The organism is Actinoplanes sp. ATCC 53533, assembly GCF_003947245.1.
This window is the reverse complement of sequence record NZ_QHHV01000125.1, coordinates 133,535-155,648: the sequence shown is the minus strand read 5'-3', so window position 1 is coordinate 155,648 and position 22,114 is coordinate 133,535. Positions and strand designations below refer to the sequence as shown.

Below are 22,114 nucleotides of genomic sequence, written 5' to 3'. Positions count from 1 at the left end.
TTCCACTGCAGGATGGCGACCGTCTTGAACTCGGTCTGACCGCTCTTGACCACGAGGGTCTTCTTGTCGATGTACGGCTGCAGGATCGACATCGCGCCGTTGAAGAAGAAGGTGGCGTTGTTGTCGTCCGGCGAACCGGCGAACAGCTCGATGTTGAACGGACCCTTGGCGTCGCCGGGCGAGCCGTCCTCCTTGAGCAGCTTCAGGCCGACCAGCAGCGAGGTCGCCTGCTGGACACCGACCTTGAAGTTGTCGAAGGTGGCGTAGTAGTCCACGTTCGGGCTGTTGCGGATGAGCCGGTCGTAGGCGAGCACCGGGATCTTGTTGTCCTTGGCGGTCTGCAGCTGCGAGGTCAGCGCGGTGCCGTCGATGGAGGCGATGATCAGCAGCTTGGCGCCGCGGGTGATCTGGTTCTCGAGCTGGCTGACCTGGGTCGGGATCTGGTCCTCGGCGTACTGCAGGTCGACCTTGTAGCCCTTGGCCTCGAGCTGCTTCTTGAGGTTGTCACCGTCGCTGATCCACCGCTCGGAGGAACGCGTCGGCATGGTCACGCCGATCAGCGCTCCGCTGCTGTCCGCAGCACCGGATGCCTGGGTGTCGACCGTCTTCTCACTGGAACCGCAGGCGGCCATGGCCGCCATCAGCGTCATGGCCGTGGCCACTGACGCGAGTCGGGTCAACTTCATCGTTCTCTCCTTGCGATGTGGGTCGTCAGATCACGCGCACGACGTGGGAAACTTTCTCGCACGTCCGCTCAGAAGTAAACAATCCTGAACACGGTTGTTAGCGGTGCGTTACAAAGGCCCGCCAGGACAGCCTTACCTTGCGTACTGACGGTAATAAGCCTGGTTCCAGCGGACCCGGTCGGCGAAATCGTGCACAGTCGTATTCTCGTCGATCATGAGCAGCTCTGTGTGCAACATCGTGGCGAAGTCACGCAGTGGTTCGGCACCGACTGCCTGAGTGAGCACGGTGTGGTGCGGTCCGCCGGCGGTCAGCCAGGACTCGGCCGAGGTCGCCAGCGTCGGGGCCGGCTTCCACACGGCACGCGCCACGGGCAGCTTGGGCAGCGGCTCGTCCGGCGCGGTCACCTCGACGGCGTTGGCGACGAGCCGGAACCGGTCGCCGAGGTCGGCCATGCCGATCACCACGCCCGGGCCGGGGGCGGCGTCGAAGACCAGGCGTACGGGGTCCTCGCGGCCGCCGATGCCCAGCGGGTGGATCTCGCAGGACGGCCGGTCGGCGGCGATGCTCGGGCAGACCTCGAGCATGTGCGCGCCGAGGATCTTCTGCTCGCCGGGCCCGAAGTGGTAGGTGTAGTCCTCCATGAACGAGGTGCCACGCCCGGTGCCCGTGCCCATCGCCTTGACCGCCGCGAGCAGCGCGGACGTCTTCCAGTCGCCCTCGCCGCCGAAGCCGTAGCCGTCGGCCATCAGCCGCTGCACGGCCAGGCCGGGGAGCTGGCGCAGGCCGCCCAGGTCCTCGAAGTTGGTGGTGAACGCGCCGAAGCCGCCCTCGGTGAGGAACTGCCGTAGTCCGGCCTCGATCCGCGCCGCGTACCGCAACGACTCGTGCCGGCCGCCCCCGCGGGCCAGCTCCGGGTCCAGCGTGTAGGCGTCCGCGTACTCCGCCGCCAGCGCGTCGACCTCGCCGTCCGGCACCGCGTCGACGACCGCGACCAGGTCGTTCACGCCGTACGTGTTGACCGAGACGCCGAAGCGCAGCTCGGCCTCGACCTTGTCGCCCTCGGTGACGGCCACGTCGCGCATGTTGTCGCCGAAACGGGCGAGCCGCAGGGTGCGCAGGCGCTGCACGCCCGCCGCGGCCCGGACCCAGCCGTCGATCCGGGACACCACCGACTTCTCGGAGGCGTGCCCGGCGATGGTCTTGCGGGCCACGCCGATCCGGGTCTGGATGTAGCCGAACTCCCGGTCGCCGTGCGCGGCCTGGTTGAGGTTCATGAAGTCCATGTCGATGGACCCCCAGGGCAGCGCCTGGTTCAGCTGCGTGTGCAGGTGCAGCAGCGGCTTGCGCAGCGCGTCCAGCCCGGTGATCCACATCTTGGCCGGCGAGAACGTGTGCATCCAGGCGATCACGCCGAGACACGCCGGGTCGGCGTTGGCCTCGAGCATGACCGTGCGGATCGCCGAGCTGTCGGTGAGCACCGGCTTGCTGATGATCTCGGCGGAGATCCCCCCGGACGAGGTCAGCAGCTGCTGGATCTGCTGCGACTGGGAGGCGACCTGGTCCAGGGTCTCGGGCCCGTAGAGGTGCTGGCTGCCGGTGAGGAACCAGATCTGGGGCTTCATCGGATGGACTCCTGTCCGTAGGCGTGCTGGTAGCGGTGGTGGCGGGGCCCGGTGCGGATCACTGCGCCGCCCGGCGCTGGATGGCCCGCAGGTTGCGCATGACCTTGTTGGCGCCCCGGCCGAAGTAGTCGTGCAGCTTGGTGTACTCGGCGAAGAGCTCGTCGTAGACCGCCGCCGCGTCCGGGTCGGGCTCGTACACCGCGGTCTGCTTGGCGCCCATCGCGGCGGCGGCGGCCCGCACATCGGGATACGCGCCCGCGGCGGTAGCCGCGTGGATGGCCGAGCCCAGCGCCGGGCCCTGCTCGGAGCCGATCACCGACAGCGGCATCCGCAGCACGTCGGAGTAGATCTGCATGAGCAGCGAGTTCTTCATCAGGCCGCCGGCGACGATGAACTCGCGAACCGGCACGCCCGCGGCGTTGAAGGTCTCGACGATCGTCCGGGTGCCGAAGGCGGTCGCCTCGATCAGCGCGCGGTAGACGTCCTCGGGCCGCGTCGCCAGCGTCTCGCCGACCAGCAGGCCGGACAGCTCGTGATCGACCAGCACCGAGCGGTTGCCGCTGTGCCAGTCGAGGGCGATCAGGCCGTGCTCGCCCGGCTGCTGGCGGCGGGCCAGCTCGGTGAGGTGCTCGTGGGTGAACTCGGGGGCGAGATGGCGCAGGTAGGAGGCGAAGATGTCGCCGACCCCGCTCTGCCCGGCCTCGTAACCCCACAGGCCGGCGACGATGCCGCCGTCGACCACGCCGCACATCCCGGGCACCTCGGCGATCTCGGCGCCGTTCATCACGTGGCAGGTCGAGGTGCCCATGATCGCGACCAGCTGGCCGGGGTCGAGCGCCTGGGCGGCGGCGGAGGTGACGTGCGCGTCGACGTTGCCGACGGCGACCGCGATGCCCTCGCGCAGCCCGGTCCAGCCGGCGGCCTCGGCGCTGAGCGTGCCGGCGGCCGCGCCGAGCTGACCGATCGGCTGGTCCAGCTTCTCGGCGACGAAATCGGCGAAGGCGGGGTTGAGCTCGGCCAGGAACTCCGGCGTCGGGTACTGCCCGTCCTGGCGGATCCCCTTGTAACCGGCGGTGCAGGCGTTGCGGACGTACGAGCCGGTGAGCTGCCAGATGATCCAGTCGGCGGCCTCGACCCAGCGGTCCATCCGGTGGTACAGCTCGGGGTCCTCCTCCAGCAGCTGCAGCCCCTTGGCGAACTCCCACTCCGAGGAGATCAGGCCGCCGTAGCGGGGCAGCCAGGCCTCGCTGCGCTTGGCGGCGAGCTGGTTGATCCGGTCGGCGTGCGGCTGGGCGGCGTGATGGCGCCAGAGCTTGACGTACGCGTGCGGCCGGCCCGCGAGGCCCTCGATCTCGCTCAGCGGCGTGCCGTCGGCCAGTGTCGGCACCATCGTGCAGGCGGTGAAGTCGGTACCGATGCCGATGACCTGCGCGGCGTCGACGCCGGCGGCGCGCACCGCGGCGGGCACGGCCCGCTGGAGCACCTCGACGTAGTCACCGGGCACCTGCAGCGCCCAGTCGTGACCGAGCGGGGTGCCGTCGGGCAGAGCCTCGGTGAGCACGGCGTGCGGGTATGCGTGGACGGCCGAGCCGAGCTCGGCGCCGTCGGACACCCGCACGACGACGGCCCTGCCGGAGAGGGTGCCGAAGTCGACGCCGATCACATAGGTCTCGGGCGGAGCGACGGGCATGAGTGAATACCTCCGGGAAGGGTGAGCCGGCGTTTCCACCGACGTGGCACAGCGCACACGCCTGCGGCGTGGAATCGAGTGTGAGCGCTAACATTTCCGATGTCAACGGGTGAGCGGATACAACGCCGCAACCTACCTGAAACCGGTTTACGCAGGCGGAGCCACGCTGGCGCGCTCGACCAGCCGCGGCGCGATGACCACCCGGTTGGGCGGCGTCTCGGGGTCGGTGATCTGGGCCAGCAGCAGGTCCAGGCCCGCCTGGGCGACCGCGTGGAAGGACGGCCGCACCGTGGTCAGCGGCGGGATGAAGTAAGCGGCCTCCGGCACGTCGTCGAAACCGATCACGCTCACGTCGTGCGGCACCCGGCGGCCGTGCTCACTGAACGCGCGCAGCAGGCCGAGCGCCTGGTGGTCGTTGGCGGCGAAGACCGCGGTGACCTCGGGCATCCGGGCCAGCATCCGGCCGGCGTCGTAACCCGAGGCGGCCGACCAGTCGGCGTTCACCAGCGGTGGCACCTCGGCGCCGGCCTCCTCCAGGGCGGCGCGCCAGCCCTCGATGCGCCAGGCCGCGTCGTACCACTCCGGGGGGCCGGAGATGTGCCAGACCGTACGGTGCCCGGCGGCGAGCAGGTGCCGGGTGGCGGCGCGCGCACCGGCCGCCTGGTCCACGGTCACCAGCGTGTGCGAGCGCTGCGGATCGCCGTCGATGGTCACCAGCGGCACCCCGGCGGGCATGCCCTCCAGGGCGTCGTCGGCGGACTTCACCGGCGCGATCACCACCAGCCCGGCGACCCGCTGATCCAGGTGCCGCTCGACGGCGCCGGCGATCGACTCCCGGTCCAGCCGGCCCACGCTGCCCACGCTGACCGCGAAGCCCGCCTCGGCCGCGGCCTGCTCGAACGCGGCCAGCAGCGAGGCCGGGCCGTAGAGCGTGCTGTTCTGCGCGACGATCCCGATCAGCTGGGAGCGGCCGGTGACCAGCGCCCGGGCCGCGCGGTTGGGCCGGTAACCCAGCTCGGCGATGGCGGCGCGGACCCGCAGCCGGGTCTGCTCGCGTACATTGGGGTGGTCGTTGAGCACCCGCGAGACGGTCTGGTGCGAGACTCCGGCCAGCCGGGCGACGTCGGTCATGGCGGGGCTGCGCGCCGCGTGCACGTCCATCGCCGCACCTCGTCCCGTAGCGGACCACCATCCGGCGGGCCCCCTGGCCGGCCGGCCTGGACGCCCCGAAACGGTCACCGAAATCGACGAGGATGACGGTTGTCCCGGAGTGTGGGCCCGACCGTCATTGTTAGCGATAACAAGACCCTCGTCAACCGGCCCGTGCGTCCGATCGTGCCGGGCCCCGTACGCTCGGCGGTGATGGAAGCAGCACCGGTTTCCCCGCCGCCCGGCGGCCTTGACGTGCCCGCCCCCCGCCGCGACAACGGCTTCGCCTCGCTGCGCACACCCGCCCCGCCCCGCGCCGCACGTTACGGGCTCGGCCGCTCGCTGCGCGAGCGTTCACCGCGTTCCGATCTCGCGCACTGGAGCCCGGCACCGGACCGCGCCGATCCCGTCCAGCAGATCGTCGAGGCGCACGAGGGCCGGCTGCCCTGGCTCGTCCCGGTCCGCGTCGGCCGGATGATCGCCTCGCCGTACGCGTTCCTGCGCGGCTCGGCCAACATCATGGCCGACGACTTCGCGTCCCTGCCGCAAACCGGCATCACGCCGGTGATCTGCGGCGACGCCCACCTCGGCAACTTCGGCTTCTACGCCTCCCCCGAACGGGAACTGGTCTTCGACCTCAACGACTTCGACGAGGCCCACCCGGGCGCCTGGGAGTGGGACCTGCGCCGGCTGGTGACCAGCGTCTGGGTGGCCGGGCGGCAGAACGGCTTCCGCGAGCACGCCTGCGCCGACGCGGTGCGGCACTGCGTCGAGGAATACCGCGAGCAGATCGGGCACCTCGCCGAGATGCCGCTGCTGGCCCGCTCCTTCGCCGCCCTCGACGTGGAGGACCTGCGCAAGGCGGCCACCAAGGAGGGGCTCCGCGACGAGATCGAACGGGCCGCCCGGCGGGCCCGCCGGCGCACCAGCGACCGCGCGCTCCCCCGCTTCACCGAGCAGCGCGACGGCACCGTACGGCTGGTGCAGGAGCCGCCGCTGATCACCCGGCCCAGCGAGCGCGAGATCGGCTACCTGTCCGCCGCCCTGGACGGCTATCTCAACACGCTGCCGCCGCACTGGGCGCGCATCCTGGCCGGCTACCGGATCGTCGACATCGCGCACAAGGTGGTCGGGGTCGGCTCGGTCGGGCTGCGGGCGTACGTCGCGCTGTGCGAGGGCAGCAGCCCGGACGACGTGGTGTTCCTGCAGCTCAAACAGGCCCGCCGGTCGGTGATCGCGAAACACCAGCACGGCTCGGTAGCCTGGCACCGGCACCAGGGCCAGCGCGTGGTCGAATACCAGCAGGCCCTGCAGACCGTCAGCGATCCCCTGCTCGGCTGGGCCACGGTCGGCGACCAGCAGTTCTACGTGCGCCAGTTCCGCGACATGAAGGGCGCGATCCTGATCGAGGACATCAACGCGGGCGCGCTGGCCGACTACGCGGGCATCTGCGGCTTCCTGCTCGCCAAGAGCCACGCCCGGACCAGCGGCGCGTCCATGATCGCCGGCTACATAGGCGGCAGCGACAAGCTCGACGACATGCTCAGCACCTTCGCCCGCGCCTACGCGGACCAGGTCGAGAGCGACCACCAACGCCTGGTCACCGCGGTGCGCCAGGGTCACCTGCCAGCGGAGACCGCATGAGCGGCGCACTGTCCGTCCTTGATTTCCAGGTTGAGCACGCAATGAGCGGCGCACAGTCCGTCCTTGATCTCCGGGCTGAGCACGCATGAGCGGCGCACTGTCTCTGTCCGCGCCGGCCGTCCTCGGTTTCTGGACGGAACGCCACCTCTGCACGCTGACCACGCTGCGCGCCGACGGCTCCCCGCACGTCGTGCCGGTGGGCGCCACCGTCGACCCGGCGGCGGGCCTGCTGCGGGTGATCGCGTCCGGCGGCTCCGCGAAGGTCCGGCAGGTCCGCGCGGGCGGCGACCGGGTGGCGATCTGCCAGGTCGACGGCGCGCGCTGGTGCACGATCGAGGGCCGGGCCGTGGTCCGCGACGACCCGGAGTCGGTCGCCGAGGCCGAACGCCGGTACGCCGAGCGCTACCGCCGGCCGCGCCCGAACCCGCAGCGGGTGGTCATCGAGGTGACGATCGCCCGGGTGCTCGGCTCGGCCTGCCTGGGCGCCGTCGATATTTCTCGGTGATCGTGAATCTGGGGTGATCCGGCGTCGCCCCGCCGACGGCCGGCCCGAGGCGAGCTCGTAGGCATCGACACCGGCGCCGGTTGAGTACGCGCACCCATCCGTGGCAGCCGCCGGCCCGGCAGGGTTTCCGCATGACCTCAACCACCCTGCCCGGTACCTCCGCCGCCGCGCTGGCGGCCGCGACCCCGCCCGGCCGGGACCGCTACGTCGACCTGCTGCGGGTCGCCTCGCTCGGCGCGGTGATCGCCGGGCACTGGCTGATGGCCGTACCGGTGCCCGGCGCCGACGGCGGCACCCGCGTCACCAACGTGCTGGCCCTGGTGCCCGAGCTGCGCCCGGCGACCTGGCTGCTCCAGGTGATGCCGGTATTCTTCCTGGTCGGCGGGTTCGCGCACGCGACCGCACTGGCCTCGATCCGGCGCCGCGGCGGCGGATACGCGGACTTCGCCCGCTCCCGCACCGCCCGGCTGCTGCGACCGGCGGCGGTGTTCCTCGCGGTGTGGCTGGCGCTGGCCCTGGGCGCGGCACTGGCCGGCCAGGACCACGGCCTGGTCCGGGTGGCTTTGCGTACGGCGGTGCAGCCACTGTGGTTCCTCGGCGTCTACCTGGGACTGGTCGCACTGGCCCCGGTGATGTGGCGGCTGCACGAGCGCTTCGGCGCGCGGGTGCCGGTGGCCCTGCTCGCCGTGGCGGCCGGCGTGGACGTGCTGCGCTTCGCCGGGCAGCCACGCGTCGCCGTGCTGAACCTGCTGGTCGTCTGGGCCGGCGTGCACCAGCTCGGCTTCCTCTACGCCGACGGGACGCTCCAGCGAGGTGGCCGGCGGCTCGCCCTGCTGCTGGCCGGCGGCGGGCTGGGCGCGATGCTGCTGCTCACCACGGTGGGGCCGTACCCGGTATCGATGGTCGGCGTGCCCGGCGAGACGGTGTCCAACATGTCCCCGCCGACGGTGGCGCTGGCGGCGCACGCGGTGTGGCTGATCGGCCTGGTCCTGCTGCTGCGGGCACCGGCCACCCGGCTGCTGAGCCGGGCCCGGGTGTGGCGGGCCGTGGTGGCGGCGAACGGCCTGGCCATGACGGCATTCCTGTGGCACCTGAGCGCGGCCTTCGTCGTACTCGCGGCGTTCGGCGGCCGGCCCGGTCGCGGCGCCGGGCTCGGCCGGCTGGTGGGCGACCCGGCCACTGTGGCTGGGCGCGGCGGCCCTGGTCACGGCGGCCCTGGTGCTGACGTTCCGCCGGTTCGACACGCAGCGGCCCACCACGATCGCCCCGGGATCGGCGACGCGGGCCGCGGCCGGGGCGGCGATGTGCACGCTGGGCGTGCTCGGGATCTCGTCGGTGGGCTTCGGCGGGCTGCTCGAGGGACGCACGGCCATGCTGCTGATCGTGCCGGTCAGTGCGCCGCTCGCGCTGGCCCTGCTGGTGCTGGGCGCCGGCCTGCTGCGGGCGGCTCCGCTCAGCGAGGGGCGCGGGTAGGTTTCAGCGGCTCCGCTGTGCGCCGGACGCGGGTAGTTTTCAGGGGGTGAACAATCCTGACGCGGCGGTGTCCCCGGCCGGGGTGGAGATCATCGAGGGTGCCCCGGTGGCGCTGGGCGGCCCGCGCGGGCTCGAGGTGACCCGCACCCTGCCCAGCAAGCACCGGCGGATGGTCGGTGCGTGGTGCTTCCTCGACGCGTACGGGCCGCACCGGCTCGACGGCTCGCCCGGGATGCGCGTCGGCCCGCACCCGCACATCGGCCTGCAGACCGTGAGCTGGCTGGTCGCCGGGGAGATCCTGCACCGGGACAGCCTGGGCAGCCTGCAGGAGATCCGGCCCGGGCAGCTCAACCTGATGACGGCCGGAGCCGGCATCTCCCATTCGGAGGAGACCCCGGCGACGCACAGCGACGTGCTGCAGGGCATCCAGCTCTGGGTGGCTCTGCCGGACGCGGACCGCAACGTGCCACCGAGCTTCACCCAGCACGCGCGGCTGCCGGTGGTCACCGAAGGCGGCCTCACCGCGACCATCCTCATGGGCGAGCTGGCCGGGGCGCTCTCCCCCGCCCGCTGCCACACCCCGCTGCTGGGAGCGGAGGTCACCCTGGCGGCCGGCAGCCGGGCCGCGCTGCCACTGCGGCCCGACTTCGAGTACGCGGTGCTGGTCATCGACGGCGCGGCCACCGTGGCGGACATCCCCGTCCAGCCGGGACCGCTGCTCTACCTCGGCGAGGGCCGCTCCGAGCTGAGGCTGGAAGCCGGGCCGGACACCCGGCTCATGCTGCTGGGCGGCGAGCCGTTCGCGGAGCAGATTGTGATGTGGTGGAACTTCGTGGGCCGCGACCACGACGAGATCGCGGCGGCCCGGCAGGCATGGGAGAACCGCGCGGGCGGCGGGCCGTTCGGCACGGTCCTTGGCTATGACGGCCCGGACATCCCGGCCCCGCCGATGCCTATCACCCGGCTGGTCGCCCGTGGCCGCACCCGCTGACTCGCCTCCGCACGGCCGCACCCACCGACCTCGCCGGCCACACCCGCTTACCGGCCTACATACGCCGGCCTACATACGCCGGCCTCCCAGCCCACGGCCGCGCCCACTGACCTACCCGCCCGCCGCCGCGCCCGCTGCCTTGCCGGCCCGCCGCCGCGCCCACTGACCTACCGGCCCACCGCCACGCCCACTGACTCGCCGGCCCACGGCCGCTGGGCTGCGAAGATCCTTTTCGGGCAGTCGCACATTCTCGGCTTGACGGTGGTCGCGGGCGGGCGGATCGTCAAGGAGGTGAACATGCACGCGGGCTGAAGGAGTCACCGTGAGCCTGCTCGACGTGGGGAAACTCGCCCTCATCACCGTCACGCCGACCCTGATCGGCGCCGCCGTCGTCTACACGCCCCGCTGGTGGGCTGCCCTGTCCCAGGCCTGGGCCGGCCGGATCGCCGAGGAGCCGCGACCACTCGGGCCGCCGATCGAGCAGCTCGCCGCCGACCTGCGCCGGCTGCTGCGCCTGCACGAGGAACTGACCCGTTCGGCGCACGTCGCGATGCTGGCCCACCGGCTCTGGGCCGTCGAGGCGGCGATCGGGGCGCGGGCCGTGGAGGCGGCGCGGGCGCTCGACGTGCCGCACCGCAGGCCCGAGCAGTTCGAGATGCTCACCCGGGCGGAGTTGCGGCAGCTGCTGCATGCCCTGGCTCAGGCCGGGCTGGCGCTGCCGGCTCCGGTCGCCCCGTTCACCAAGAGCGGTCGACTCTGAGACCCGCTGATCCGGTTAAATCACCTTTATCCGAAACCGCCCGGCCGCTTTGATAGACCTTGGTAGTTTTTGGCCCCCTAGGGCCACCCGACTTTTCGTCATTTCGGTGGATTGTTCGGGTCTGCGGCCGCACGGAACCAACCGACGACTACTGCCGAGATCTTGGCAGCCAGCGGCCCGCCCGGAGGCTTGTTCACGAGCGTTGAAGGCTGTGCGTCACGTCGCCCGTGCAGGGCCGACGAAAGTGATGCCGAGGTACCACATTCGGGAATTAGTGCATATTTCCTGGCGATATGGTGCCCGGTGCCGCTGCCAGCTGCACCTGAATTCGGGAAGCCGGTTCACAGATCTTGAAGACCTGCGGCGCCCTCCGCGCCGGCACGCATCTATGTCGAGTGAGGGTCGGCGGCCAGCCGACGGGGATCTTGCAGCGATCCGGTGAGCTCCGCACCGCTATGGAGCTTGCCCTGCCGAGCGGTGACCGGAGCGGCCTGCACGACCTCGACCTGACACCGAAAGTGCGAAGTCGAGGGTGCCACTGGTTACCAAGATCTCAACGCTGCCCTCGTTCGGTTCTTTGTCGTTGCAATCCGAGGTTGCTGCCGAGGGATCGCACCCTGCAAATAGTGATCAACCGGGATCAGACACCCCCTGGCCACCGCCCGCCGACTCTGCTCGCGGCCGGCGGCCGAGCAGCCACGCAATCAGGGCCGGTCGGGCAAACCGGGGCAACCAGCGCAGCCGAGCCACCCGGGCAGCCGCGCGCACCGGGCAGCCGCGCGCGCCAGGCGACCAGCGCACAAGCAACCAGAACAAGCCGCGCGGGACAGACAACCAGCGCAGCCAAGCAACCAGAACAGCCGAGCGGGCCAGGCAACCAGAACAAGCCGCGCGGGGGAAGGGGAAACGGCGGCGGGTGCACCCCGCCGCCGTTCCTGGGGCCCCGGCGGATGGCGGCCTACAAACGGGGGCGTCGGCCGCCGGCCGGGGAGTTCAGCGTGGACAGAGTCCAGTAATCCAGACGGCGCAGGGCCGCCCGGCAGGTGGCGCGCACGGCGCCGAGGTCGAGACGCGGCATGGTCCGCTGCCTTTCGTCCGGTGTCGTGTTTCTGTCACTTCTCGGTCTTGCCGCCGGATGGGCGGCGTGCGGCGGGCCGGCACAGCGCCGGGCCGACCCGCGTCTCCCACAGTGACATCCGGACCGTCCATGATCCGCGGGCGCGCGACGTGTCCCTCGCCACCGTCACACCGGGTGAGGTAGAAATCGATAAACGTCACGCCATTCTTTGTCGCCTTCCTGAGGTGAGCATTAAGAATGGCTTAAATTCCGCGGCTCGCCACACTCAGGAAACAATGAAAGCGCTTCATGAAAGGGCGACGGTCTCGGCCACCGTCGTCACTTTCCGTCGATTCCCGCCAACCTTCCGTACGCCAGGGCAACTTTGGTGAACCGCTGAGCGTCCGCGTCCGTACTGTCTGTCGACCGAGTACACCCGGCGGGCCGCGGCGCCGGGACGGTTCCGGGCGTCAGGGCGCTCGCGAGCCGGGTGAAGCTCCTCCGCGGGCGGTAGCGCGCTACGCAAATCCGTGGTTAACCTTCCAACTCGTACGGGGTGGTAGGTGCTACCGGGCGCGTGGGGTGCGTACGCGGTAGCGAGGACGGGGGAACTCATGCGGCAGCCGGCCGGCTCAGCGCAGCCACTGTCGTGTCCCGCCGCGGGTCGTTCCGGGGTGACCCGATGAGTTTCGAAGACGACGAATACTGGGAATCCGAGTACGACGACAAGCCGAAACGGTCGTACGGGGACACCGCCGCGACCGCCCGGGATCCGTACGCGGACGCCGTGGCCGCCCGCTGGGGCGCCGATACCCGCCGTCCCCCGAACCGTGCCCGATATGTCGAAGAGGACGATTTCGACAAAGCGCCGGAAGAGGCGCCCGCGCCCGCCGTCACGTTCGATCCGGGCATTGACGAACTAGCCGAGCGGCGCCGCCAGCGCCGGCAGGACGGCTACCAACGGTCACCAAACCGCGACAAGCACATCAAGTCGGCCTTCGACGGCGAGCGTCCCGGCTGGCTCGACGACCCCGCCTTCGCCCCGGCCGACCTCAATGCCGCCCCGGTCTCACCGCCCGGCACCGAGGGCTGGCAGCGCCGCAGCCTCGACTTCGACGAGCTCGAGTACGACGACCGCGACTTCGACGAGCGGGACTGGGAGGAGCAGCGGCGCTACACCGCTTCCCGCCGCTCCCGCCTCGCCGGGACCCGGGACGAGACCCCCGACCCGCAGGTACGGCGCGATCGCCGGGACGTGGCCCAGCCGGTCAGCGGGCGCGCCCGGGTCTCGCCGCCGGCGCCGGCCGAGCGCGTGGAAGAGGTCGTGACCGATCTCTACGCGCCGCGCCGCAAGCAGGGCTTCGACCCGCTGAACGACGACCTGCGCGAGGAGGACCTGCTCCCGTATCCGGGGCGGGACCGTCGGCCGTCACGGAGCGGGTGGGCCGATCCTGCTGCGTCCGTACCGGATCAGGAGTCGCGGATCGCCCGGGCCGAGCCGTGGTCCGAGCGGCCCGCCGCCGAGGCGCAGCGGCCGGCTGCCGCCGCCGCGGAGGCCGAACCGGAGACGCCGGAGGACGGCGACACTCCCCGGGTGCTGAGCAAGGCGCCGGCCCCGGTGGCGCCGCGCGTGCTGAGCAAGGCGAAGCCGCCGGCGACGCCGCGGGTGATCAAGAAGGCCGAACCGCCGGCGACGCCGCGGGTGGTCAAGGCCGCGCCGCAGACCGCGACGCCGCGGGTCGTGACCCCGGCGCTGCCGAACGTGCCGAAGACGCCGGCCGCCTCGGCGCCCGCCGAGGTGACCCGGCCGACACCGGCGCCGGCGAAACCGAGGACGGACCAGCTCGGCGCGATGCCGGCCGCCTTCGAGCGCGGCCGGGTCCAGCCCGCTCCGGCCGCCTTCGACCCCTCCTCGACCGCTTTCGATCAGGCTCCAGCCGCGTTCGATCAGGGTCGGGGTCGGGCCGAACCGGCCGCTTTCGATCAGGGTCCGGCCGCGTTCGACCAGGGTCGGGGCCGGGCCGAGCCGGCCGCTTTCGATCAGGGTCGGGGGATGCCCGGGCAGGACCAGGGCGGGGAGCGCGGGAACGGGCGTCCGGCGGACCGTGCCAAGCCCGGGTCCTACGACCAGGCGCCGCCGGCCGGTGGATCCGCGCGCAAGCGGCGTGTCGGTTTCGTCTCGCCGTCCGGGGTCACCGACGAGGCGCCGGAGGCTCCGGCCGCGTTCGACCAGCGGCGCCCGGGTGTCGCGGGGCGCGCACCGGTCAGCCCGGCCGGGCTGGTTCCCGGTCAGGACCCCGCGCGTCCGCGGCCCGGTGCCGCGCCGCCGCCCGACCGCCGCGCCGCCGGTGCGCCGCCGGTCAGTCCCGCCGCGCCGCGCACCCGGCCGCCCGTCATGCCCGCGTCCGCGCCGCCGCCGGTTCCGCCGTCCGCGCCGACGCCCATCCGGCGGCCCGCGATCGGGGGAATCGCCGCAGAGCCCGGCCGCCCCGCTGTCCCCCGGCGGGCCTTCAACCCGTGGCCCGAGGGCGACCAGCCCGGCGCGCAGCAGCGCGGTCCCGGGCTCGCGCCGCAGCGCCCGTTCCCCGCCGGCACCGACCCGCGCGGCGTGCCGGTGCACGATCCCCGGTTCTCTCCGCCGCAGGACCCCGACCAGCGCGTGCTGCCCACGCAAGACCCGCGGTTCGCCCAGCCACAGGCCCCCCGGGCGTTCCCCCCGCCGGGCACCGCCGGCACCGACCCGCGTGGCGTGCCCGTGCGCGACCCCCGGTTCGCCCCGGCGCAGGATCCCCGCGCGCTGCACGAGACCGACCCCCGCGGCGTGCCCGCCCCCGACTCGCGGATCGCGCCACCGCGCGGACGGCGGCCCGGTCCGGCCGTTCCTCCCGCCGCGAACGCGCCGCAGGGCCGGTCGTCGTTCGACGACGGGTCGACCGCCGAGACGCCGATCGTCGGCGGGCCGCGCACCGCGATGATCCTTTCCACCGGTACGCCGACCGCCGTGCCGCCGTCGCAGCGGCCGCCGTCCCGGACCGCACCGACCGTGGGTGCTCCGCAGCCACCCGTCACGGCGTACGACCGGCCGGCCAGCAGCATTCCCGCGCAGCTCCGGCCCGTCACCGGGATGCCGGTCTCGCCCGGCGCGGCGATCGAGGGCGAGGTGCTACCCGCTCGTCACCAGACCGGGAAGCCGATCGACGGCGAACAGGTCATCCCCGGCTCGACGACCGACGAACCGTCGTACCTCAGCCCGACGTCTCCGGCGGCGCAGTCGCAGATGCCCACGGTCGGCCTGGTCCGGCCGGGCTCGCCCGCCCCCTACGGCGACCGGCCCGGCTCCTCCACCCCGTACGGCGATCGGACGGACGAGGCCACCGCGGCCCGGCCCGGATCGCCCGCTCCGGTCGGCGGCCAGCCCTACGCCGACGTACCGGGGCAGTACCGCGACCCCCAGCAGCCGCCGGTCAACCGCTCTGTTCAGGTCCCCGCTCAGCGGCCGCCCGACGCGGACCGCGCCGGCGCCCCGGAGCAGGCCGCCGAGGCCGCACGCCAGGCCGAGGCCTCGCGTCAGGCCGAGGCCGCCCGGAATGCGGAGGCCCGCCAGGCCGACGCAGCCTGGCAGGCTGAAGCCACACGCCAGGCCGAGGCCGCACGTCAGGCACAGCTGGCTGCTCGCCAGGCCGAGGAAGCCCGCCAGGCGCAAGCCGCCCGGCAAGCCGAGGAAGCCCGCCAAGCGCAGGCCGCCSGGCAAGCCGAAGCAGCGCGCCAAGCGCAGGCCGCCCGGCAAGCCGAGGAAGCCCGCCAAGCGCAAGCCGCCCGGCAAGCCGAATCAGCCCGCCAGGCCGAAGCGGCACGCCAGGCCGAGATCGCGGCCCGCCAGGCCGAAGTCGCCGCGCGGCAGGCGGAGGCAGCCCGCCAGGCCGAAGTAGCCCGGCAGGCAGAGGCGGCCAGGCAGGCCGAAGTAGCCCGGCAGGCCGATGCCGCCCGCCGCGCCGCGGATGCCCGCGAGGCCGAGGAGGCGGACCGCCGAGCCGAGTCGGCACGCCAGGCGGCCATCGCGGCCCGTCAGGCCGAGGCCGACCGGCACGCCGCAGCGGCACGCCGGGCGGAGGAAGCCGCACGCCAGGCAGCAGCGGCACGCCAGGCGGAAGAGTCGCGCCGGGCCGCCGAACTGGCCCGGCAGGCCCAGGCTGCCAAGCTCGCCGAGACGGCGTTCCGGACCGGTGGCGTCCCGCAGAAGTCCCCGCCGCAGGCTGCCACCGCACCCAGGACCGGACCGGCCCGCTCCGGGGGCAGCGCTCAGCCGATCTCCGCGGTGCCCGCAGCCGCCCGGCCGGGCCCGAACCCGGCCGCGAACGCCGAGCCGATCGGCCGCCTGATCACCTCCGGGCCGTCGGAGCCGCGCAAGTACGCCGACTCGGAACTCGGGCCCACCTGGTTCGGCGCCAAGCCGGATGCCGCCGCGAGCACCGGCCCGGCGACGCCGGGTGCGGCGGGCCCGGACGAACCGACGCAGCAGAACGACTCACGCCCGGATGACGCCGCGGCGGAGCCGAACGGCGCGCGCCCCCGTCACCGCGATGATTCGCCGGACAGTTCGCCGGCAGCCGCCGCGCACGACGCCGGGGCTCCGGACCCGGCTGCCGCCGACGGGGTCGTGCTGAGCCTCGACATCACCGGACTGATGAACGGCCTGGTCGACGCCGCTACGGTCAGGCCGGACCAGTCTTCCGCCGAGCTGGGCGGGCCCGCGCAGCCCGACCACGTCGACGCGCAGCCGGCCGGCCGGCAGCAGCGCCGGGATCAACCGGCCGCCGACATCTCCCCGGCCAACCGCCCCGCCGCCGCCCTCGACCGGACTGACGACCTCCAGGCCAACCACGCCGCCGCCCTCGACCGGACTGACGACCTCCCGACCAACCGCCCCGCCGCCCTTGACCGGACTGACGACCTCCCGGCCAACCGCCCCACCGCCACCCTCGACCGGACTGACGACTTCCCGTCGTCCGGTCAGCACCAGGCCGTCGATCTCGCTCAGTCGCCGGGCCAGCATCAGGCCGCTGATCTCGCCCTGTCCCCCGGCCAGCGCCGGGCCGGCGAGACGCCGGGCAGCGCGGAAGCGTACGCCCTGTCCCCCGGGCAGCGCCGGGCCGGCGAGACGCCGGACAGCGCGGAAGCGACGGACGAACGGCCGGTCGGCGAGCACGGCGCCGAGGCGCTGCTCGTACCCGGGCCGGATCCCACCGAGACCGAGCCCGCCGGGCCGAGGCCGCTGGGCCCGGAGGATCTGGCCGCGATCCGGTGGCGGCTGGACGGCGCCACCCTGCGCGAGGTCGTGGACGACCGCGAAGCGCTGCGCGAGCTCGGCGAGCGGCTGGACGGCCCGCTGGCCGAGGAGCAGGACAACGTCGCCCGGGCCGGGCTGCTGAGCGTACGGGCCGAGGTCTACCGCCTGCTGGACGAGCTCGGCATGGCCGCGGCCGCGAGCCGGCTGGCGCTCGCCCACGCCGAGTCGGCCGGTGACGTGCAGGCCACCGTCATCGCCCAGGCCGAGTTGGCGCACGTGCTGCGGTTGCGCGGCGACCACGCCGAGGCCGACCGGCTGTTCGAGAAGGCCGCGAGCTCCGAGGCGCCGGAGCTGCTGCGCAGCGTGGTGCACGAGAACGCCGGGCGCAGCGCCTTCGACCAGGGGCGGCACATGGAGGCCCTCGATCACTTCGGCCGGGCCGTGCGGCTGGGCCTGCCCGATGATCAGGAACTCGGGCAGCGGATCGACGTGGCGCTCGAGGCGATCTACATTCACGTGCTGCGCGACGGCTGGGGCCCGTACCCGCGGTTGCGCCGGGAGATCCTCGGCCTGGTCAGGGCCGCGGGTCCGGAACGTAGGTAGGCACCTCGTCGACGTTGTGCCGGACGCCGGCGACCGACACCCGGCCGCGGCCTGAGGTCTTCGCCTCGTAGAGTGCCGCGTCCGAGGCGGCGATGAGCTCCTGCACCGTGCCGGCGTCGTCGGGGAGCACCGCGATGCCGATGCTCACGCCGGGTGGGCCGCCCAGCAGGCCGCCTTGGTGCGCGATCGCGGCCCGCAGCGCGTCGGCGGCATCCGCGGCGGCACGGTGGCCCACCCGCAGCAGCATCGCGAACTCGTCGCCGCCGAGCCGGGCAGCGACGCCGGTGTCGCCGACGACCCCGCGCATGGCGTCGGCCACGGCCCGCAGCACCCGGTCACCCTCGGCATGACCGAAGGTGTCGTTGATCGTCTTGAAGTAGTCCAGGTCGATGGTGAGCAGGGCCAGCGAGCCGTCGGTGCGTCGCGCCCAGGCACCCGCGCTGACCAGCGCCTCGTCGAAGTAGCGGCGGTTGGCCAGGCCGGTGAGGGGGTCCGCGTTCGCCTGCTGCTCCAGGACGTCGCGCAGTCGGTCGGCGCGGGCGCGCAGACTTTCCACCACCGTCGCGGCCATCGTCATGGCCAGCACCATGGCGACCCAGTCGGACGCGCCCCGCTTGGGCCCGAGCACCACGAACACCGTGGCCGCGTCGCCCGCGAACACCAGCGCCAGGTTGAGGTAGATGACCCGGCGGCTGAGGAAGTTGGCCGCGTACAGGATGGGCCAGAGATAGAAGAGCTGGGAGCCGGTGGAGGCGTCGTGGGTGGCGAAGTTCAGGCCGGCCACGACCATGGTGGCCACGATCGGGGCCAGAAACCAGAACATTTCGGGTACGGCGGCGGGCCGGCGCCAGCAGATGACACCGGTGAAGGCCAGGACGATGCTGACGATGGTGGCGCCGACCATGGTGGCCAGGTCGACGGTCGGGTCGATGTACGAGGTCACGGCGACGTACGGGGCCCCGGCCAGGGCGAGGTACGCGACCGCACGCGAAGCTCCATGCAGATCGCGAAGCTCGAATGTGGGTCCGTCCCCCCTGAGCGACACGTACTTTGTTCGGCCTCCCGGGGGCGGACATGAGGCTTTCGTGGCACGGCTCAGCGCACTGGGGCCGGAGGGGACGCCGGGTCGCGCCGGGGCAGAGTGGCCACGGCTGCGCTCGCGTGGCATCGGCGCGTCGCGGGCTCACGCCTGGGACGTGCTGCCCGGGCTATTCGGTGCGGAGCGCGACGACGGGATCGAGCCGCCCGGCGCGCTGCGCGGGCACGACGCCGAAGGCGATGCCGACCAGGGCGGACACGCCGAAGGCCAGGGCCAGCGACCACCAGGTGACGGCCGCCGGCACCGGCGACAGGCGGTCGACGAGCAGGGCGGCGGAGATCCCGAGCGCCATCCCGATGATGCCGCCGATCGTGGTGAGCAGGACGGCTTCGAGCAGGAACTGCAGGCTGATGTCGCGGGGCCGGGCGCCGACCGCCTTGCGCAGGCCGATCTCCCTGGTGCGTTCCCGGACCGACACCAGCATGATGTTGGAGACGCCGACGCCGCCGACGAGCAGGCTGATCCCGGCGATGGCGGCCAGCACACCGGTGAGCACGCCGAGGATGTCGCCCAGCACGCCGAGGATCTGCTCCTGGGTGACCGCGCTGAAGTCGCTCTCCGGGTGGCGTTCGCCGAGCGCCGCGACGATGTCCGCGCCGAGCGTGTTGATGCGTTCGCGGTCGGGCGCGCGGATCGCGAGCGCGTCGATGCGGTCGGTGCCGAGCAGCCGCTGGGCCGCGGTGACCGGGATGTGCACCTCGCTGTCGCGGTCGACGCCGAGGCTCTGGCCGAGCCGTTCGAAGGTGCCGATCACCCGGAACCGCACACCGCCGATGGTGATCTGGCGGCCGATCGGGTCGCGGTCGCCGAAGAGCTGGCCGGCGATGCCCGCGCCCAGCACCGCGACGCGGCGGGCGGTGTTGACGTCCGAGCGGGTGAGGTAGCTGCCGCGGTTCAGCCGCCGGACGAAGACGCTGGGGGTGGTCTCGAGGACGCCCTGGATGCTGGCGAACGAGGTGTTGCTGCCGGCCCGGACGGTCTCGCCCGAGGCGACCGTGACGGCGACCCGGCTGCGATCGCCGACGATCCGGGTGACCGCGTCGACGTCGTCCAGCGACAGGGTCGACACCGAGGGCGCCGAGCCGGCCTCCAGCCGGCCCGGCACGACGATGAGCAGGTTGGAGCCGAGGCCCTCGACCTGCCGCTCGATCTGCTGCTTGGTGCCGGTGCCGATGGCCACGAGCGCGACCACGGCGGCGACCCCGATGACCACGCCGAGCATCGTGAGCACGCTGCGCAGCCGGTTGGCGCGCAGCGCGTCCAGGGCGACCCGCCATGCCTCGGCCAGTCTCACGCGGCGTCCTCGGTGTCTCTGCTGTCTCCGGCGTCCCTCGGGTCCCCTGTGTCACCGGCTGGCGGAGCGGCGGGCGAAGCAGCGGGCGAAGCAGCGGGCGAAGCAGCGGGCGAAGCAGCGGGCGAAGCAGCGGGCGAAGCGGCTGGCGCGACGATCAGTCCGTCGCGCATCACGATCTGGCGGTGGGCGCGCTGGGCGACCTCCCGGTCGTGGGTGACCAGGACGACGGCCACGCCGTCGGCGTTCAGCGACTCGAGCAGGGCCAGCACGGACTGGCCGGTGGCGGTGTCGAGGTTGCCGGTCGGCTCGTCGGCCAGCAGCACCGAGGGGCCGGTGACCAGCGCGCGGGCGATGGCGACCCGCTGCTGCTCACCGCCGGACATCTGATTGGGCCGGTGGTCCATGCGGTGGGCCAGGCCGACGCGGTCGAGCATCTCGCCGGCCCGGGCCCGGCGCTCGCGGCGGCCGATGCCGCGGTAGACCAGCGGCAGCGCCACGTTGTCCCGGGCCGTCGTGCGGGTGAGCAGGTGGAACGACTGGAAGACGAAGCCGATGGTCTCGTTGCGCAGCCGGGCCATCTCGGGTGGCGAGAGCGTGGCGACGTCGCGGCCGCCGATCACCAGGGTGCCGCCGGTGGGCCGGTCGAGGCCGCCGAGCAGGTGCATCAGGGTGGATTTGCCGGATCCGGAGGCGCCGACGATGGCCAGATAGTCACCGACCGCCACGGTCAGCGACACGCCGCGCAGGGCGGGCACGGAGACGCCGTCCAGCTCGTACGTGCGCGAGACGTCCGTGGCCACGATGGCCGGGGTGTCGTTCACGGCACGGTCTGCCCGGGGCTGACCTGGTCCGCACCGCCCACGATGATCCGCTGGCCGGCCCCGACGCCGGAGACGACCTGCACGACGTCCTCGCCCTGCACGCCGAGGGTGACCGGCACCCGCTCGGCCTTGCCGCCGCGGACGGCCCAGACAGTGTCGCGGCCGTCGGCGGAGACCACCGCGGACGCCGGCACGGTCACCGCGTCGGCGGCCTGGCGCACCCGCAGCCGGACGATCGCGCTCATGCCCGGCCGCGGCGTCGGGGCGACCCGGCCGTCCGGATATTCGCCCTTGCCGAGGGTGAGCCGCACCGTGTATGAGACGCCGCCGCGCGCGGAGGTGGTCGGCAGCAGGTCCACGGCGCGCACGCTGGCCTCGTAGGTCGCGCCGATGGCGGCGTCGAGCTCGGCGGTCGCCTTGCCGCCGGCCTGGACCAGCAGCACGTCGGTCTCGTCGACCTCGGCGGCCAGCCCCAGCCTGCCGGTGTCGACGATGGTGAGGATCGGGGTGCCCGCGCCGACCACGGCGCCCTGCGCAACCGCGGAGTCCACCCCGGCGAGGGGTGCCTGGGCCGGCGCGCCGGCGGCACTGGCCGCGGCCGGATCGGAGAGCAGCTCGGTCAGGGCCGGGGTGCCGGGCGACGTCGCGCCGCCGAGCTGGACGATGCCGGAGACGGGGGCACGCAGGGTGAGCGCGTCGACGGCGGCCTCGGCCAGGTCGTACGCCTGTTGGGCCTGCAGCCGCTGCGCGGTGCCCAGCGCGTTGACCGCCTGGCTCAGGCTCGCGACACCGCGCTGCACCGAGCGCACGGCTGCGGCGGCGGCCTCGGAGGCGGCTTCGTATTGCTGCTGGGCGGCCTCGACCTGGGCCAGCAGGGCGGCCTTGAGGTCGGCGTCGGTGATCTTCGCCGCGGCGTCCCGGGCGGCGTCGAACGCCTTGCCGGCGCGTTTGTCGGTGCGGTGCCGGGCGGCGGAGAACCCCGCTGTGCCGCTGCCGGACGGCACACCGCCCGACCTCGCCGCGTCGAGGGCATCGGCCGCCTGGTCGAGGCGGCGCTCCGCGGCGGGTGAGTCGATCACCGCGACCACCTGGCCCTTGCGGACCCGGTCGCCGGCGTCGAAGCGCAGCTCGGCGAGGGTGCCCTCGGCGGGCGAGCTGACCGTGGCGGCAGCGCGGGCGGTCACCGAGCCGGAGGCCTCGACGATCTCGGCGACGGTGCCCACGGCGGCCGCACCGACGGTGACGCCGGACGGCTCGTCGCCGCAGGAGGCCGCGGTCAGGGGCGGCAGCAGGACGAACGCGATCAGCAGGGCGCGGATGCGGCGGGGGGACACGAGCGCCACTCTATGCCGGGGTACCGACGAAAAATCCGGGCCGATCGGGCAGCTGATCTATATCGGTCGTAGGTGTTTTGATACACGTGGCCTGTCGG

The 22,114-nt window shown here is 73.2% G+C and carries 14 protein-coding genes; 6 read left to right on the top strand and 8 right to left on the bottom strand.

Features of this window, described 5'->3' with window-relative positions; genetic code table 11:
- The 4 genes from DMB66_RS36010 to DMB66_RS35995 form a co-directional block, all read right to left on the bottom strand.
- The coding region (locus tag DMB66_RS36010; protein ID WP_148112788.1) for a sugar-binding protein at positions 1 to 686 on the bottom strand (686 nt) is incomplete at its 3' end.
- Between the two features lie 132 nt (positions 687 to 818).
- The gene (gene araA, locus DMB66_RS36005) at positions 819 to 2,309 is read right to left on the bottom strand and encodes an L-arabinose isomerase (RefSeq protein WP_125808586.1); all 1,491 of its coding nucleotides are present in this window, start codon (positions 2,307 to 2,309) and stop codon (positions 819 to 821) included.
- A gap of 58 nt (positions 2,310 to 2,367) precedes the next feature.
- Entirely contained in the window at positions 2,368 to 3,999 is a 1,632-nt protein-coding gene (gene araB, locus DMB66_RS36000; RefSeq protein ID WP_125808585.1) for a ribulokinase, read from the bottom strand.
- A 147-nt stretch (positions 4,000 to 4,146) separates the two neighbouring features.
- Positions 4,147 to 5,160, bottom strand: coding sequence for a LacI family DNA-binding transcriptional regulator (locus DMB66_RS35995; protein ID WP_125808584.1), 1,014 nt, complete (start codon positions 5,158 to 5,160; stop codon positions 4,147 to 4,149).
- Positions 5,161 to 5,361: 201 nt separating this feature from the next.
- Here DMB66_RS35995 and DMB66_RS35990 point away from each other — a divergent pair, with 201 nt between their 5' ends.
- From DMB66_RS35990 to DMB66_RS35965, 6 genes are all read left to right on the top strand, one after another.
- Positions 5,362 to 6,792, top strand: a complete 1,431-nt coding sequence (locus tag DMB66_RS35990; protein WP_125808583.1) for a DUF2252 domain-containing protein — start codon at positions 5,362 to 5,364, stop codon at positions 6,790 to 6,792.
- Positions 6,793 to 6,877: 85 nt separating this feature from the next.
- A complete protein-coding gene (locus DMB66_RS35985; RefSeq protein ID WP_125808582.1) occupies positions 6,878 to 7,297 on the top strand; it encodes a pyridoxamine 5'-phosphate oxidase family protein in 420 nt (139 codons plus the stop codon).
- A 131-nt stretch (positions 7,298 to 7,428) separates the two neighbouring features.
- On the top strand, positions 7,429 to 8,820 hold the full coding sequence (locus DMB66_RS35980) for an acyltransferase (RefSeq protein ID WP_199752818.1): 1,392 nt from the start codon (positions 7,429 to 7,431) through the stop codon (positions 8,818 to 8,820).
- Positions 8,817 to 9,761 carry a pirin family protein gene (locus DMB66_RS35975; RefSeq protein WP_233625077.1) on the top strand — a complete coding sequence of 315 codons (945 nt, stop codon included), beginning with the start codon at positions 8,817 to 8,819 and terminating at the stop codon, positions 9,759 to 9,761. The genes DMB66_RS35980 and DMB66_RS35975 overlap by 4 nt, the downstream gene beginning before the upstream one ends.
- A gap of 322 nt (positions 9,762 to 10,083) precedes the next feature.
- The gene (locus tag DMB66_RS35970; protein WP_125808581.1) at positions 10,084 to 10,521 is read left to right on the top strand and encodes a hypothetical protein; all 438 of its coding nucleotides are present in this window, start codon (positions 10,084 to 10,086) and stop codon (positions 10,519 to 10,521) included.
- A 1,739-nt stretch (positions 10,522 to 12,260) separates the two neighbouring features.
- Positions 12,261 to 17,468, top strand: coding sequence for a hypothetical protein (locus DMB66_RS35965; protein ID WP_125808580.1), 5,208 nt, complete (start codon positions 12,261 to 12,263; stop codon positions 17,466 to 17,468).
- Here DMB66_RS35965 and DMB66_RS35960 read toward each other — a convergent pair.
- From DMB66_RS35960 to DMB66_RS35945, 4 genes are all read right to left on the bottom strand, one after another.
- Positions 17,440 to 18,411 carry a GGDEF domain-containing protein gene (locus DMB66_RS35960; RefSeq protein ID WP_125808579.1) on the bottom strand — a complete coding sequence of 324 codons (972 nt, stop codon included), beginning with the start codon at positions 18,409 to 18,411 and terminating at the stop codon, positions 17,440 to 17,442. The two genes, DMB66_RS35965 and DMB66_RS35960, sit on opposite strands and share 29 nt — an antisense overlap.
- Positions 18,412 to 18,676: 265 nt before the next feature.
- Positions 18,677 to 19,861: an ABC transporter permease gene (locus DMB66_RS35955; protein ID WP_125808578.1), complete on the bottom strand. Its 1,185-nt coding sequence runs from the start codon at positions 19,859 to 19,861 to the stop codon at positions 18,677 to 18,679.
- Complete coding sequence (locus DMB66_RS35950; RefSeq protein ID WP_125808577.1) at positions 19,858 to 20,682, bottom strand: ABC transporter ATP-binding protein; 825 nt, start codon at positions 20,680 to 20,682, stop codon at positions 19,858 to 19,860. Before DMB66_RS35950 ends, DMB66_RS35955 begins: the two co-directional genes overlap by 4 nt.
- Complete coding sequence (locus tag DMB66_RS35945) at positions 20,679 to 22,016, bottom strand: efflux RND transporter periplasmic adaptor subunit (protein WP_233625076.1); 1,338 nt, start codon at positions 22,014 to 22,016, stop codon at positions 20,679 to 20,681. The genes DMB66_RS35950 and DMB66_RS35945 overlap by 4 nt, the downstream gene beginning before the upstream one ends.
- Positions 22,017 to 22,114: the final 98 nt, after the last annotated feature.